This is a genomic window from Bacteroidota bacterium, from assembly GCA_016718825.1.
Taxonomy (GTDB): domain Bacteria; phylum Bacteroidota; class Bacteroidia; order J057; family JADKCL01; genus JADKCL01.
Genome location: JADKCL010000022.1, coordinates 54,465 through 68,978, shown reverse-complemented (window position 1 = coordinate 68,978; position 14,514 = coordinate 54,465). Strand labels below are relative to the sequence as shown.

Here is a 14,514-nt window from a genome sequence, read left to right as displayed (position 1 = left end):
AAGCATTCCTTATGAAATCATCTTCCAAGTTTTTTGCGTTTTTCTTGCGCCAAAAGGTCATTTTGTTGGGTCTCGTTTTGCCGGTTTGTGGGATGAATTTGCATGCGCAGACGGGTTATGTCTGGAGTAAGACGATTCAGGGCCCATCCAATTTCGAAGCCGGGATCGACGTGGATTGCTCACCGACGGGAGAAATTTACATCGCCGGGGATTATGGGAACAATGCCAGTTTTGGCGGTGTACCCTATACGAGCGTGGGTGGCAGGGACATGTACACTGCGAAGATGGATCCCTATGGAAATTTTCAATGGGTTCATACAGAGGGATTCACGGGGACGGATCGCACCTTTTCGGTAAGGTATGGAGCAGACGGTCATGTATATGCAGCGGGTTATGGATTGGTGGTGTTTCCCAACCACCGTGTTGCCATGCATGCTTGGGATGCCCTGACGATGCGCATCCGGCCCGGAAATTCATTGCATTGGGGTTGGGCAATGAACGGGGGAGGATCTTCGGATTTTTCCGAGGCCTTGGACATTGCCCCAAACGAACAAGGCAGTTCCTATTCTGTCGGTGTCATTAAAAATGACGGCTGGTATGGGACTGACACCTTGCAAGGAGTCGGCGGTGAAGATGCGTTTGTGGCTAAATTTGACAGTATTGGCAATTATCAATGGGGCCGCGTGTTGGGAGGAGTGCTTGACGATCAGGCGAATGCAGCGGATGTCGGTCCTGATGGAAACGTCTGGGTAGGAGGCCGGTTCAAGGGAGCAGCTTCTTTTGGCGGAATCCCTTTGACAGCCACCGGCAACAGCGATGGCTTTGTCGCCAAATTGGATCCCAATGGAAATGTGCTGTTTGCGCGGCAAATTTCTGGCCCCAGTCATTGTGAGGTGATCCGGATGAAGGTCAGTGCCGACGGTGATTGTTATTTTGCAGGAAATTTTGCGGGTACGCTTACCGTGGGAAGCACCACACTCATCTGCAACGATACACTTGACATTTTCTATGGTAAGATGGATGCCGCGGGGAATTTCCTCTGGGCAAGACGTGCGGGTGGTTTTGACATGTCATTTGTGCAGGATATTGAAATCGATTCGGAAGAGAATCTTTATCTCGGTGGCTACTTTTTTGGTGGTTTTTCCTGGCAGGGTGATACAGCGACAAGTCAAATGTGGGACGACATGTATTTTGCCAAGACCGATTCCAACGGAATCCTCGATTTCATCGAATTTTCCGGTGACCTGGGCTCGCGCGATGTTTTTGGGCTTGCAGTGGATCCTGCCCAAAACGTATTACTTACCGGCATTTTCTCGGATACCATGACCTTGGGCGGAACGACGCACAATTCCACTTTGCATACGACGGATATTTTTGTGGCGAAGTATGCCACGCGCGCGCAGGAAGTCGCGCTTGTGGAGGTATCGGGCTCGCCGTATTGCAGTTCCGATCAGTTTGACGTGACTTTTGATGCCTTTGGCAATTTTGACAGTGCCAATGTATTTCTGCTCGAATTGTCTGACGGGATGGGCAGTTTTGTTTCGCCGACAGTGATTGGAAGCCTTGCAGGAAGCTATGGCGGGACGATTACGGGCACGATTCCGACAGGAATCGCACAAGGGACACAATACAGGGTGCGCGTCAGGGCGACGATGCCGTCCATTTTCAGCGCCGACAACGGGCAGGATATCGTGCTTGATCCTTCCACGGCTGTGCCCGTTGCCATCAGTGGTGACACAGTCCTTTGCAATGGGCTTCCCGTGATCTTGTCGGTGGATCCCGGCCTCAGTCAACAAATCTGGAGCACCGGCGATACTTCTGCAACCATCATGCTTTACCTTCCGGGTTTGATCTGGGTCGAGGGAACCGACAGCAACGGATGCTCCAACCGGGATGAAGTGACCGTAACGCTTTGCGTCGGCATCGATGAGCCGCAAAACCAACCACAAATTGAAATATTCCCCAATCCGAATGCGGGTTTGTTCCGGCTCAGGGCAGTGGACTTGCAACCCGGGGTCTATCGACTTTCGATTTTTGACAGCCAGGGAAGGTGTTTGTTGGAAAGTCCCCACCTTCACCGAGGTGGTGTCAGTATCGCGAATCTGGACCTGACCGGTGCTGCATCCGGCATTTATTTCGCCCGGCTTACCGGTGACAATGGTCATTGCAGTTTGCGTTTTCAGTTGCGATGATCGACGAAGGCTATGTCAAGTATGACTGCCAATGGCAACACTCAGCCCCGCCGGAGGGCATTGAGGAACTGATCTCTGTCCGGAATGCACTCTATGCCATGGGTTTGATCGGCAAGTATGAACCCAGCGGGATCGGATTCGGGAACGTAAGCATGCGTCATCCTGACGGGCGTCGTTTTTTCATTTCAGGGACCTCGACCGGCGGAATTGAAATTGCGGAGGCCATCCATTTTTGCACGGTGGACGCTTGGGACATCCACCGGAATTCTCTGGTTTGCGAAGGACCTGTGGCGGCATCCTCCGAAAGTCTGACCCATGCCATGCTGTACGACTGCGCGCCTGGAATTCAAGCCATTTTGCACGTTCATCATTTGGCGTTTTGGGAAAAGCTGTTGGAATCCGCGCCCTGCACATCGGCTGAAGTGGCCTATGGGACCCCGGAAATGGCCTTGGAAATGAAGCGCCTGTTGGAAGAAACCGGCTATGAGCCTGTCCAGATTTTTGCGATGAAGGGACACGAGGAGGGAATTTTGGTTTATGGAAGGTCTTTGCCGGAGGCGATGGAAAAAATCGTAGCTGAATTTCGCAAAATGTTTGCATAATGCTTTTTGTATTGGGATTTTGTGTAGTTTTGTTGTCGTTGATGAAGGAATGGAGGCGATGGCATGGAGGCAACAAAAAGCGGCAGGGCAGGTATTGTCGGCAATACACAAAATTTCAAAACGTATGAAAGGGAAGTGAGCCTGCACCGCGCATGGGCGGGGCTGCAATTTGACCGGCAGTCATTGAAGACCGTCTCCGGGCAGACTTTGCGGATACTCAATCCTGGAAAACTCAACCACAATCAAGGTCCCGATTTTCTTGATGCGGAGGTGCAAATCGGGGATTCCCGTCACTACGGGCATATTGAGCTGCATCTCGATGCCGACGATTGGTGGCGCCACGGGCACCATGTCGATCCGCATTACAATCCGGTCATGCTGCATGTTTTCCTCTTTCAAGGGGGTGCACCGGCCAAGCGCGCAGACGGCACGGAGATTCCGGAGCTTTGTCTTGGAGACCGCGTCGTGACGGCTCCTGCCCCTACAATGGCCTCCACGTTGCCTTGCAGCGGGCTTGCAAGTTCCAATTTGCCTCCCTTTCCCCACCTGTGGCTGGAATCTGCCGGCTTCTCCCGGCTTGCATCCAAGGCTGAAGCGATGCATGCACAACTCAAAGCTTCCCATTACGATTGGTCCAATGTGATATGGGCGGAGGTGGCGGCAGCTATGGGCGGCCCCGTCAATGCGATGCAATTCAGACAATTGGCCGTGGCGGCTCCCTGGTCGCTCGTGCAGCGGCTGGTGCACAGTCCTTCCGATGTCGAGGCCCTGCTTTTTGGCATTGTCGGGATGTTGCAAGACCCTCCGTTGGATGAGTACCAAGCCCATTTGAAATCCGGTTGGGATTTTCTGCGCTTGAAACACAGGCTGGAAGTCCGGCCGATTCCCTTCAAATTCCATCGGATGCACCCCTCCGGTTTTCCAACCGTCAGGATTTCCCAATTGGCCCGGCTAGCTGCACAATTTCAACCGATTTCAGCGTTGATCGCGGTCGGCGGCATGAGACAATTTTTGAAAGACGGCATTTCCAGCCCGGAATATTGGCGGTGCAGACACAATTTCGGGTCCCCGCCGGGAAAAGCGTCCTACGATCTGGGCTTGGATGTGCGGCAACGTGTGGTGGTCAATGTCCTCGCCCCCATTGCGATATTGGCTGAAAACTTGCATCCGGGCCAATTTGGTGAGCGGGATAATGCCAACTCCAAGCATCTTGCAACATTACCGTCCAGCTTTGGATCAGCGCATGATTGCTGCGAAGAAACACAGGCAGAAGTCGGGTCTGATGGCAAAGGGACCCTGCTGACCATGCTCCGAAATATTCCGCCCGAGCAAAACAAGATCACGCGGCAGTTTGTTCACCTAGGGTTGAAACCACAAAGCGCCCTTGAGTCGCAAGGGCTCATCGGCATCTATAAAACTCAATGCATGGACTTTCGATGCTTGGAATGTGAAATCGGCAAACGTGCCATGGGATGTACAAGCGCTTCTGTTTGATCCTTTTTGAAAACGGAAGGGCGGGCTGCATTCTTCCTGCTCCCGCTCGGTAATTGTTCCTTAGATTTGCGCTCAATATGGATAGTATAGACGAAAGACAGATTTTGATCGTCGGCACGGGCTCCGAAGCACGGATTGCCGCCGATATTTATACCGCGATGGGCCATGTCGTGCTCGGATTCCTGGAGACCGATCCTGATCGCAACATTCGGGAATTGAACGATGTCAACGTCGTCGGTCACTATGACGAGGACGCTGCCAAGGCCGTGCTCAAAGACAGCAGGGTGGAGTTTGTCGTCGCTGTGGGCGATATCGCCGAGCGCGTGCGGGTCTATTCGAAGCTGTCCAAAAGAGCCAAGCGCCCCTCTGCCAATGCCATCCATCCGTTGAGCTGGCAATCGCCTTACGCCACGGTCGGGTTTGGCAATCTTTTCAATGCGGGTGTGGTCGTGAACGCGAATACTGTGATCGGCGACATGAATCATTTCCATTCCGGGGTGACGGTTGAAACCGATGCCCGTATCGGCAGCTATTGCAATCTCAGTGCCGGCGTGCGCATCGGCGCAAACGTAACCGTCGACGACGCTGTGTTCATTGGAACGGGAGCCGTGATTTATCCGGGGGTGCATCTGGGCGAAGGCTGTTTGGTCGGCGCTGGATCCGTGGTGCTCAAATCGGTTGACGCACGCAAAAAAGTATTCGGCAATCCAGCGCAGGCGGTTTGACCGGATTTGGAATTTGAATTGGAAGATCAATGAAATATCTCATCACCGGTGGTACCGGGCTTGTTGGCGGCCGATTGATTGCAAGCCTTTTGGCGGATGGTCATGAAGTCCACAACCTTGGACGGGGAGTCGGAAAATCCTCGAAAAAGGGACTTGTTCACCATCAATGGGATGGGAAAGCTGTCCCTGATTCGGTGCCGGTGGTGGATGTGGTCGTCAATCTGGCAGGGGCAAGCATCGGCAAACGCTGGAATGAAGCCTACAAAAAGCTGTTGGTTTCCAGCCGTGTGGAGGCTACAACGGCCTGTGCAAACTACCTGAAAAAGAACTCCAAACCAGGGCAGGTATTTATCTCTGCCTCGGGATTCAACTACTACGGTGACTTTCTGGAAACGCCTGTGACGGAGTCTTCTCCCGCCGGGACAAGCTTCATGTCTTCGATCTGTCAGCAGTGGGAGGCCGCTACTGCCGGTACATCCGCACGAACGGTAATCATGCGTATTTCCGTGGTGCTGGACAAGGAAGACGGTCCCTTGGCCAAAATGCTGACTCCCTACAAGCTGTTCATTGGTGGTCCGGTCGGAAGCGGCAAACAAGGTTTCCCATGGATTCATTTGGACGATTTGGTTGCCGGAATTCGCTTCATTGCTGCCAATGACCAAATCAACGGCCCCGTCAACATGGTGGCGCCCAATGCAATCCGGCAGCAGGAGTTTGCGAAGGCGCTGGGAAAAGCGATGGGCCGTCCGAGTTTCTTTCGATTGCCAAAGTGGGTATTGGAGCTGGTTTTTGGCGAGATGTCCGTGGTTTTGTGGGGAGGTGCCTTCGTCGAGCCCAAAGTGCTCAAGGCAAATGGCTTCCAATGGAAGTATCCTGAAATCGGAAACGCGCTGAAGCAACTGCTTTCCTGAAAGTTGGACACCTGCCGGGGCTCCACGTTTTCCCAATTCCGGGCTTTGTTGGACAAAACGAACGTCAATTGCTCGCAATGACGCCTTGCTAATGCCACGGCGTGGTCGCAAATTCAATGGAAATGCCGTTCTTGCTTTGAAATGGGTATTCCGCTGAAATCAAATCTCTGGCTTTCTGCAATGACCGGTTCATTGTTGTTGCTGATTGCAGGATTTGTATTGTTGGGCCCAACCGGGCGTGACGATGTGTACAAAACCCTTTGGCCCGCAAACACCTTCGCAACATCCGGGCAAATCCTGAATTACAATGGGGATGCACTGGAGCAGAGCTCCTCGCTCCTGCAGGTGATCGTCTTGGGCACATTGAATCGGATCACAGGCATATACCTGCCGGATCTCAATTTTGGGTTCATCCTTTTTTCCGGGGTATTGGGGATATTCCTTTTGCTGCGCCTTGCCCGCAAAATGGGGGTGCGTAACCTGCTGCTGCTTGGAATTCTTGCCGGCCTGCAATCCGTATATTGCTATTGGGCGATGGGAGGGCTTGACAGTGTGCTTGCCGCTGTGGCCTGGCTTGTTTTTGCCAACGGCTTTGCAACGTTTTCGGCGGGTCGCAGACCCTGGGAGATGTTGCTGGGGGTTGTTTTGGTGGTCACCGTGCGACCTGAAGGCCTGATGGTGGCAGTTGCTGCATTGGCCGCAACCTGGATTTATGGTGTTCTTGTTCAGCGGGGAAAACCTGGAGGAGGACGTCTTTTTACGTTGGAAACCCGAATGGTTATTTGGGTTTCTATTGCATTCGCTGTCATCGGTGGCGCCGTGATTGTTTGGAGAATCTGGCATTCGGGATTTTGGTTGCCGCAAACAGTGATCGCAAAATCCGGTGGATTTGGCGTGGCAAAATCGCTGAATGGACTGCGTTATGTCTGGCATACCACACGCGTACATCCCGAACTTTGGATACTCTGGGCCGGTGCAGGTGTCGCATTTTGGAATGCCATTCGAAGGAAATCGACTGCCGTTGAATTTTTATTGCTTGCGATTGTTTCCGCCGGGCTCGGCTTTGTCATCGTTTCAGGCGGCGATTGGATGGAAAACGGCAGGTTTCTTGTTCCCTACATCCCGTTTTTGTTGCTTTTGACGTTTGTGGAGTTGGAAACTCTATTTTCAAAATGGGTTTCCGCGTTGATTTTGCCCTGGATCGCATTGTCAATCTATGGCATGATGGTCATGGCAACGGGATACAACACCGGCTATTCACCGGTGATGGGTGATCCTGTCAGGGAGGAGGTGGCAGAAAAGCTGGAACAGTTTGGCATACATTTTTCGGAGCGGTACAACCGCATTCATTTGAGGGATGTGTATCCGTTTTGGGCCTTACGAAGAGAAGTGGAATCCTTATGGAGGGAAAAGGGGAAACCCGTTACAGTGCTGAGTCAACAAGCCGGAATGATGGCTTATAATTTGGCCATGATGAACTATGGGCAGTTCCGATTCATCGATTTGGTGGGACTTTGCACGGCAGACTTCACTGACTGTGTAGTCACGCGCGACCGGGGAAACTTTGTAGGCGGTCTCAACATGGATTTGGTTTATTTTTTCGAGGATTTGCCCAATATTCAGGCGAAATGCGGAATCGTAGCACCTGACATCGTCTTTGGTTTGGATGACGAGGAGGGGAGCCTGAGAAATGCGGTGTTGGCAAATGGCTATCGGCTTGCCTACTCGCAAGGCGGCAAAATGCCAATTGGAACAGGCTGGTTTCCCGGTTTGGAAGTCGATGCGATCGAATTCATTGCTGTTTTGGAATAGTTGGAAACCGAAATTGAATCTCAGGTTTCCTGTTGGCTTTGCTTGGCAATGGAAGTCAAAACGGAAATCACATGTTCCACGTCGGCATCCGTCATGGCCGGGTAAAACGGCAGGCTCACCACACTTGCGCCGCATTCCTCGGCAACGGGAAAGTCTCCCTCTGTGTAGCCAAAAGTTTCCCGATAGTAGGTGAAAAGATGGATCGGCGTGTAATTCACGGACAATTCGACGCCGAGCTGTCGTGCCGTTGCAATGAAGGTCTGACGTTGCAAATGCGGTTTGTTTTGGTCGAGCAAGATGAGGTAAAGGTGCAAGGCAGCCTTCCCCCGCGGATTCAAAGAGACCACCTGCACACCCTCAACCCCGGCAAAGGCTTGGTCAAAGGCCTTCCTGATTTCGCAACGACGCCTGTACATCACCTCCAATTTGTCGAGCTGCGGAAGTCCCAATGCCGCCTGCAGGTCAGACATATTGTATTTGAATCCCGGCAATAACACGTCATACAAGGGGTTGTGTTCCAGTTCCATGCGTTGCCAAGTCGATTTGGCGATGCCGTGGGAACTGAGTAGTCTCAGTTTGCGGGCAACTGATTCGTCACGGCAAACAAGCATGCCACCCTCTCCGGTGGTGATGTTTTTGGTGGGATAAAAAGAAAACGAAGCGGCGTAGCCGAAGGTGCCCAACGGTTGTCCCTGGAATTCGGATTCAATGCTGTGGGCGCAATCCTCGATGACTTCGAGCCCGTGTTGATCCGCAAGTGCCATGATCCGGTCCATTTCGCAGGGGTTACCGCCGACGTGCACCGGCAGGATCGCGCGTGTGCGTGGGGTTATTTTCTCTGCAATGCGTTCGGGATCAATGTTCATCGACGCACGGTCAATGTCCGCAAAGACGACCTTGCCTCCGTTTTGAAGGATGACATTTGCCGTTGCAACGAAACTCATCGGTGTGGTGATGACCTCGTCGCCGGGCTGCAAATCCAAGCTGCGTACAGCGAGAAACAGGCCGGCGGTGCAGCTCTGGACGGCAACAGTGGGCTTCCCGGATTTCAATTCGGAGAATCGGCGCTCAAACAATTGGGTACGCGGGCCTGTGGTGAGCCAACCTGAGCGCAGGGTGGCCACGACTTCGGCAATTTCCTCCTCGGAAATGATGGCACGGTGATATGGGACGTGATGCGGTGCGATGATTCAACCTGTTTTCTGCCCGAAAGATAAGTTGAGATTGGGAATAATGAATCTGATCGGAGGTTTCTTTTCATTCGAAGACGCCTGTGAAACGTTGGATATGCGATCGGGTGGATGAAAGAATGTCGTGCGGCCGGTTTTTTGGTCTGTGCAACTTGCGGATTCCGTTGCAAAGTTTTGCCTAATCGCTGCATATTTGCATTGAACGCATTTTTCAAGAATCGAAATGAAAAGACAGATTGGCTTGGGACTATTGGCTTTCTTGTTTTTGAGTTTGTCACAGCATTTGTCGGCGCAGCTTTATACGCAGCCACAACCGATGCTTTACGAGCGCGGGTTTGACCAATATTCGCCTCCTGCTGGAACCAAACGCGTTGTTTTGAGCCGCTACATTCCCGGTGCGCGGTTTCCCAAGGATTATGATGTCGTCGTGGAAACCTATGACTACAATGCTTCCGGACAATTGCTCGATGCAAAACGGTTTCAGAACATCACCGGGGAACTCACCCTGCAAACGACTTACACGTATTCTGCGGAAGGGCAAATCCTGCAGGAGCGCAATTTCGTGGCCGCTGACCGCTCCGAGATCATCCGCAACTATGTTTGGGAAAAGGATGCGAATGGGAAATCCACCAAGGCGACCATCAGCGACAAAACGGGAAAACCTGTTGCAACCGTTGAGATTCTCCCTGACGGCAGTTGGGTGACTACGGAAACCTCGGTGGGTAACGGAAAGACCATTCGCTCAACGATTGATGCAAAAAAGCGCCTTACGAAGCTGGAAAACGGTGTTTCCGGGCAAACGGAGAGCTATACCTATTTCCCCGATGGAACGGTAAAGGAGTTGAACATCACCAGCCCCAAGGGTGTTGCATTGGTGAAATATGAGAACAAGCTGGATGAAAAGGGAAGGGTGATCCAGCAAGCGGAAACAGGGAAATCGAGTCCGCGCACCTATTATTTCTATTACAACGAAAAGGGGCAAATGACGGGTAAAGCCTTGGTTCCCAATCAGCCGCTTGAGTCCCGCAATTACGACACGATGGGTCGCCTCGGCTGTATTTTGACTTACGATGCCGCTGGTTTGCCCAAGGAAATCCTGAACATCACCTACGAAACATTTGCAAAACCATAAGGTAACCCCTGTTTAACAGCGCATTCGAATGAACGATCTCGAGAAAATTGCAGAAAACAAAAGGCTTTGGGATGCACGTGTCAAAGGGCACGTTGCCAGTACCTTTTATGATGTGCCTGGTTTTCTGGAAGGCAATTGTGCCTTGAAGTCGCCCGAAGTGAATGCCTTGGGTGATGTCGCGGGGCAAACGATGCTGCATTTGCAATGCCATTTTGGTCTCGATACACTTTCTTGGGCAAGGCGCGGCGCCATTGTCACGGGGATGGACTTCAGCAGCACGGCGATTGCAAAAGCCCGCGAATTGGCAAAACAAGCAGGTTTGGAGGCTACATTTATCGAATCCTCCGTCTATGATCTCCCTGAAAACCTCACGGGAGTCTTTGATATCGTCTTTGTGAGCTATGGCGCATTGATTTGGCTGCCGGATTTGAACCGTTGGGCCGATGTGGTATGCCGCTATCTCAAGCCGGGCGGCAGGTTGTGCATTGCCGAATTTCACCCGCATTGGTACGGCCTCAATTGGGAAACCTACGCCATCGAATATCCCTATTTCAACAGTGGTGAAGCCTTTGAAGAGGTCGCAACGACGAGTTATGCCGGCTCGGATGAATATGCGGGCATGCGGGAGTTTTTCTGGAGCCATAGTCTGGGTGAAACGATTCAACCGTTGCTCAAACGCGGCATTCAAATTGTTGAATTTCAGGAGTATCCATTCAGCCCCTACAACGCATTTCCCAATTTGGTGGAGGTCAGGCCGGGCGAATGGATTCCTAGCACGTTGGCAGAAGGGAAGGTCGCGATGATGTTTGCCTTGGTCGGGAAAATGCAGGATTGAAGATAATGGGTTATTTATTAGCCGATTAACGAATCGTATTGGATATCTGGTTCGAATTCAAAAAAACATTCCAACCGATTTTCGATTTCAAGCATCAATCGTTGTATGAAAACAAGGAAAATTCGCCCCCCGTTTTTTGCTGCTTTGCTGCTGATGGCTAGCCTTTTTGTTGCCTGTGACAAATTGGATCTGCCCAAAGGCACGCCGGCTTGCATCAAGGAAAAGATCAAAGCCGTCGATGGGAAAGACATTGTTGCAACGCCGACCTCCGTGACGCGGTGGGAGGTGGACGGGAAAACCTATTATTACCTGGCAAGTGCCTGCTGTGATCAGTTCAACGACCTTGTCGATGAAAACTGTAATTATATATGTGCCCCCGATGGTGGACTTACCGGACAGGGCGACGGGAATTGCCCGGTTTGGGTCGGGGAAATCAAGACAGAACTGATTTGGGAGCATGATTGATTTTCGTGAATAAACCTTGATTGAGCAAGGAAACCTTCGTGCAGGGAGCTGTTTTCAGATTGATTCGGCCATTGGCGGAACCTTGCATCAACCGCTGCCGTATATCCCCCAAAAAACACTGCAAAAGCGTTTGTACTGAACTTTACCCTTTGTTTCGTTTCCGTTCAAGTGTTCACAAAAGTTGTCGCCCTGGCTTTGGGGTGTGCATAGCGTGAGACAGCGGCACGAGGCTTAGACGTAGTTTAGCCCAAAATTTGTTTGCATGATAGGATTACAGATGGATTCCGGCGCGGCAGTAACCGCTGCACAGGCAGTCACCCAGTCAGTTTCAGGGGCGAATGCCGAAAAACTTACACTCGTGGAAGTTTTTTTGAAGGGGGGTATCGTTCTGATCCCCATTATGATTCTGTTTTTTGTCTCGATTTATTTGATTGTCGAGCGTTACATCGCCATCAAACGGTCGATGAAGGTCGATCGGAGTCAGGTATTGTCCCTGTACGATGCCTTGCGTCGTGGCAATATCGATCTTGCCAAAAGCCTCTGTAAAGGCAGTGACTTTATTCTGCTGAAGATCCTGGGTGCGGGCGTGGACCGACTCGGTACACCGGCCCCGGAAATTGACGGTGCCATGGGCAGTTATGGCAACGTCTTGATCGGCCGCATCACACAGCGCATCAATTATCTAGGAATCATTTCCGGTGTCGCGCCGATGCTCGGCTTCATCGGTACCATTCTCGGTATCATCAAGATCTTCTATTCGATCTCTTTGACCGACAACATCAGTATCGGCATCATTGCAGGCGGACTCTACGAAAAGATGATCTCCTCCTGTGCCGGTTTGGTCGTCGGAATGATCGCCTACGGAGGCCTGCACCTCCTGAATGCCATGGTAGACCGCTTCGCGATTGCAGTGGAAGCAGAGTCGTATGAATTTATGAATGTACTTCATCAGCCTGCAAATGAAGCTTAAGCGGCAATCACGATTTCACCATGAGGTGAGCACGGGAGCGTTGAACGACATCATGTTTTTCTTGCTGTTGTTTTTCCTCATCGTTTCCACCGTGGCCAATCCGCAGGTGATCAAGCTGATGTTGCCCAAGGCGAGTGACACTGAGTCGGTCAACAAGCAGCAGATCACAGTGTCGGTGACGGCAGAAAAGGTGTACCACGTCGGCAAGGATGTGGTCGCCTTTGAAAACTTGGAGGCCGCCATCCGTCAGCAGATGAAGACGGTTCCCGATCCGACCATCGTGCTGCGCCTTGACCGCACATTGGACGTGCAAAGTATGGTCGATGTACTGGAACTCGGCATGCGCATGCAAGTCAAAATGGTCTTGCAGACATCTGCAGAATAAGTTGTTGAAGAATGTTATAGGCAAGAGGCTCCATTGGGAGCCTTTTTGCATACAGCGAAAACCAATCAATTCATCGTAAGTTGTAAGTGAAAAGTGATTAGTGAAAGTCTCGGGTTGCCATTCACGAAGGATCACTTGAACCGATGAGAAATTTCCCTCTTGCCGACGCGGTTGCCCACAAAGGTTCCTTGAGCAATGTTTGTTTGTGCTTCGCACCCCTCTTCTCATTTGCTTCGCCGTTGCTCCGCACCCCCATTTCTAATTTCTAATTTCTAATTCCTCCGTATTCATTTCCAATCGTCTATGAAAATCGCACTCCTCAACATCGGCACCGAACTCCTGCGTGGGCGCACGGTCAACACGAACGCTGCCTACATGGGTGAAGCCCTGCTCAATGCCGGTTATGCGGTCGATGCCACACTTGTCATTCATGATGACGGTCCGGTGATCACCGCGGCGATGGTGGGATTGCTGGATGATCATGATGTGGTTTTGGTGACGGGAGGTTTGGGGCCCACCAAGGATGACATTACCAAAAAGGTGTTGTTGGAGCTTTTTGGCGGTGAAATGGTCTGCCATGAACCAACCTTGCACCGTATCGAGGGCTTTTTGAAACGAATGGAACGGCCCCTGTTGGAGCATAACCGGCAGCAAGCCTTTGTGCCGTCGAGCTGCGAAGTGTTGGAAAATGAAATGGGCACCGCACCTGGAATGGCATTTACAAGAGGAGGGAGGGCATTGATTTCGATGCCCGGTGTGCCTTTTGAGATGAAATGGCTCTTGCGGGAGCGCGTCATCCCATGGTTGCAGGCGCGCTACCCGGTCGCGCGGCAAATTTCAAAGGTGGTGCGGACTGCAGGCATCCCCGAGAGCCGCATGGCAGAAAAAATGGAAGCAATTGAAGACCAATTGGATCCGCATATCGCCATCGCCTATCTGCCGAGCTACGACGGAACCAAAATCGAACTGAAACTGCAAGGACAGCCTGAGGAGGAAGATGTGTTGAATGCCATCCTGCTTTCCGCTCAGGCGCAGGTAGCGGCCTTGTTTTCCCAATATGTCTATTCGCTGGAAGACAAACAACCCGATCAATTGCTTGCAGAATGGTTGATCGCCAATCATCGCTCTTTTGCAACGGCCGAGTCCTGCACCGGCGGTGAGATTGCAGCGAAACTGGTGAAGCACAGTGGCATTTCGGCGGTATTCAAGGGCGGAGTTGTCGCTTACATGCCTGAGGTAAAGGTGGCAATGCTCGGTGTCTCTGCTGAAACAATTTCTACGAATGGGATTGTTTCGGCAGAAGTGGCTCGGGAAATGGCTGACGGCGTCAGGAATGCGCTCGGGGCAGATTTTGCCATCTCCATCACAGGCATTGCAGAGGCTGCAAAGGATGCCCCTGCCGATCAACAACCTCAAGCCTGGATCGGATTCGCGGGGCCGAATGGCACTCAAACCCTGCACATTCGCTTGATGAAAGACCGGAAGGTAAACATCGAAATCGCTGCCTACGCTGCCTTGGTATTTGCGCTGAGGGTCATTCAAGCGTCTTGATCAGGGCTTTGTGGGTAATCGGGAATGCTCCGGTTGCGCCGGATGGTTTCCGGTGTTGTTAGCGTAAAATCTTACATGTTTTCTTGGATTTGACTTTTGAAGGTGGAGGAGCCCTCGGGACAGCCGCTTCCTCTTGTGGGCAATTTTGTGTGCCGGAGATTGCGGAATGTGTTTGTATTAAGTGTGTAAGAAAGCCTTGAGAATGTCTGCGAATCTGCAGCCCGGAAGTCTTTATCCGCCAAGCCTGCAT

General features: G+C 51.8%; 13 protein-coding genes. 12 read left to right on the top strand and 1 reads right to left on the bottom strand.

Annotated features, from left to right (window positions below):
• Positions 1-11 precede the first annotated feature (11 nt).
• The 6 genes from IPN95_20530 to IPN95_20505 all read left to right on the top strand — a co-directional run bounded on the left by IPN95_20530 (position 12) and on the right by IPN95_20505 (position 7,736).
• Positions 12-2,192: a T9SS type A sorting domain-containing protein gene (locus IPN95_20530; GenBank protein MBK9451755.1), complete on the top strand. Its 2,181-nt coding sequence runs from the start codon at positions 12-14 to the stop codon at positions 2,190-2,192.
• The gene (locus IPN95_20525) at positions 2,189-2,794 is read left to right on the top strand and encodes a class II aldolase/adducin family protein (protein MBK9451754.1); all 606 of its coding nucleotides are present in this window, start codon (positions 2,189-2,191) and stop codon (positions 2,792-2,794) included. The genes IPN95_20530 and IPN95_20525 overlap by 4 nt, the downstream gene beginning before the upstream one ends.
• Positions 2,795-2,857: 63 nt before the next feature.
• Positions 2,858-4,288: a DUF2851 family protein gene (locus tag IPN95_20520; GenBank protein MBK9451753.1), complete on the top strand. Its 1,431-nt coding sequence runs from the start codon at positions 2,858-2,860 to the stop codon at positions 4,286-4,288.
• Between the two features lie 77 nt (positions 4,289-4,365).
• Positions 4,366-5,013, top strand: coding sequence for a NeuD/PglB/VioB family sugar acetyltransferase (locus IPN95_20515; GenBank protein ID MBK9451752.1), 648 nt, complete (start codon positions 4,366-4,368; stop codon positions 5,011-5,013).
• A 29-nt stretch (positions 5,014-5,042) separates the two neighbouring features.
• The gene (locus tag IPN95_20510; GenBank protein ID MBK9451751.1) at positions 5,043-5,924 is read left to right on the top strand and encodes a TIGR01777 family protein; all 882 of its coding nucleotides are present in this window, start codon (positions 5,043-5,045) and stop codon (positions 5,922-5,924) included.
• 141 nt (positions 5,925-6,065) lie between these two features.
• Positions 6,066-7,736, top strand: a complete 1,671-nt coding sequence (locus tag IPN95_20505; protein MBK9451750.1) for a hypothetical protein — start codon at positions 6,066-6,068, stop codon at positions 7,734-7,736.
• Positions 7,737-7,756: 20 nt separating this feature from the next.
• Here IPN95_20505 and IPN95_20500 read toward each other — a convergent pair whose 3' ends face one another.
• The gene (locus tag IPN95_20500) at positions 7,757-8,860 is read right to left on the bottom strand and encodes a DegT/DnrJ/EryC1/StrS family aminotransferase (protein MBK9451749.1); all 1,104 of its coding nucleotides are present in this window, start codon (positions 8,858-8,860) and stop codon (positions 7,757-7,759) included.
• A 289-nt stretch (positions 8,861-9,149) separates the two neighbouring features.
• Here IPN95_20500 and IPN95_20495 point away from each other — a divergent pair, with 289 nt between their 5' ends.
• From IPN95_20495 to IPN95_20470, 6 genes are all read left to right on the top strand, one after another.
• Positions 9,150-10,058, top strand: coding sequence for a hypothetical protein (locus IPN95_20495; GenBank protein ID MBK9451748.1), 909 nt, complete (start codon positions 9,150-9,152; stop codon positions 10,056-10,058).
• Between the two features lie 28 nt (positions 10,059-10,086).
• Positions 10,087-10,893 (top strand): class I SAM-dependent methyltransferase, encoded by an 807-nt coding sequence (locus tag IPN95_20490; protein ID MBK9451747.1) that lies wholly within the window; start codon positions 10,087-10,089, stop codon positions 10,891-10,893.
• A 105-nt stretch (positions 10,894-10,998) separates the two neighbouring features.
• The gene (locus IPN95_20485) at positions 10,999-11,358 is read left to right on the top strand and encodes a hypothetical protein (protein ID MBK9451746.1); all 360 of its coding nucleotides are present in this window, start codon (positions 10,999-11,001) and stop codon (positions 11,356-11,358) included.
• 262 nt (positions 11,359-11,620) lie between these two features.
• The gene (locus IPN95_20480) at positions 11,621-12,328 is read left to right on the top strand and encodes a MotA/TolQ/ExbB proton channel family protein (protein ID MBK9451745.1); all 708 of its coding nucleotides are present in this window, start codon (positions 11,621-11,623) and stop codon (positions 12,326-12,328) included.
• Entirely contained in the window at positions 12,318-12,713 is a 396-nt protein-coding gene (locus tag IPN95_20475; GenBank protein MBK9451744.1) for a biopolymer transporter ExbD, read from the top strand. The genes IPN95_20480 and IPN95_20475 overlap by 11 nt, the downstream gene beginning before the upstream one ends.
• 303 nt (positions 12,714-13,016) lie before the next feature.
• The gene (locus IPN95_20470; protein ID MBK9451743.1) at positions 13,017-14,264 is read left to right on the top strand and encodes a CinA family nicotinamide mononucleotide deamidase-related protein; all 1,248 of its coding nucleotides are present in this window, start codon (positions 13,017-13,019) and stop codon (positions 14,262-14,264) included.
• Positions 14,265-14,514: the final 250 nt, after the last annotated feature.